This is a genomic window from Paenimyroides viscosum, from assembly GCF_003858535.1.
Taxonomy (GTDB): domain Bacteria; phylum Bacteroidota; class Bacteroidia; order Flavobacteriales; family Flavobacteriaceae; genus Flavobacterium; species Flavobacterium viscosum.
This window is the reverse complement of sequence record NZ_RQTJ01000087.1, coordinates 1-1,002: the sequence shown is the minus strand read 5'-3', so window position 1 is coordinate 1,002 and position 1,002 is coordinate 1. Positions and strand designations below refer to the sequence as shown.

Below are 1,002 nucleotides of genomic sequence, written 5' to 3'. Positions count from 1 at the left end.
CTGGCAAGCAGTTACGTACACATACCTTTAACAACGAAGCCGAAATACAGTTAAACGTAGAAAACTTGGCAAGCGGTACGTATATGTTACATTTACAAACGAATAAAGGTACAGCAGTTAAAAAGCTGGTTAAAAAGTAGTTTTTTATTGTAAATTGTATGTGTACAGTATAAAAGTTAAGATACAACCTTGCCAAAGTTCTAAACTTTGGCAAGGTTTAATTCATTTATAATTATGAAAAAATGTTTACTAATTATAACAACCCTACTATGTGTTAACAGCATTTACAGCCAGGTACTTTGGACTGAAAATTTCGACGGTTATAATATCGGTACGTTTACCACCGGGCAAGGCGGATGGGACGTAACAACTGATGGAAGTGACGTACGCATCATTGCCGAACCTGGTAGGGGAAATGTATTGGCATGGGGCTGGAATCAATTTCCGTTACCAACTATCTATTCTTCAGGTATATGTGACAAAAACGGTTTTGCAGCGTTATGGAACACCCGTACAATGGGTAATAATGTTTTAAAATTAGAATTCGATTTTTATTCTAAAGATTTTACCGGCTCACCAGGGGAGGAATTCCGAACATCACTTGGTTTTTCAATACTTAACGGTAGTCGTGTTAGCTCTTTCCAATGCAGGATAAACGCCAACGAATCTTATATAACTGCTACAACTTATCCACTAAAGCTTCATCACAACGCAGCATATAACCATACATGGATAAAGGTAGAAATATATATAGAGTATAATGCAAGTACAAATACTTCGTGCTTATATACGTACGTTCCTTCGTTAAATTATTTAGCTGTATACGAAAGAAGTGGTTTTAATTTTTTAAGTAGTGATGTGTTAACAATAAGTGCGAGTGTACTACATTCTAAGCAAGCTTTTATAGGTGCATTAATGAAATATGATAATTTTAAACTTTCTGCAATACCAACGCGCCCTGCTCATGTAGGTGTAAACGAACAATTAACTGCTAAGTTTACT

At 35.6% G+C, this 1,002-nt stretch carries 2 protein-coding genes; both read left to right on the top strand.

Annotated features, from left to right (window positions below):
- A partial coding sequence (locus EG242_RS15285; RefSeq protein ID WP_148090591.1) for a T9SS type A sorting domain-containing protein occupies positions 1-140 on the top strand: 140 nt, incomplete at its 5' end.
- Between the two features lie 94 nt (positions 141-234).
- Positions 235-1,002 (top strand): hypothetical protein (locus EG242_RS14790; RefSeq protein WP_148090590.1); only part of this gene is annotated, 768 nt, incomplete at its 3' end.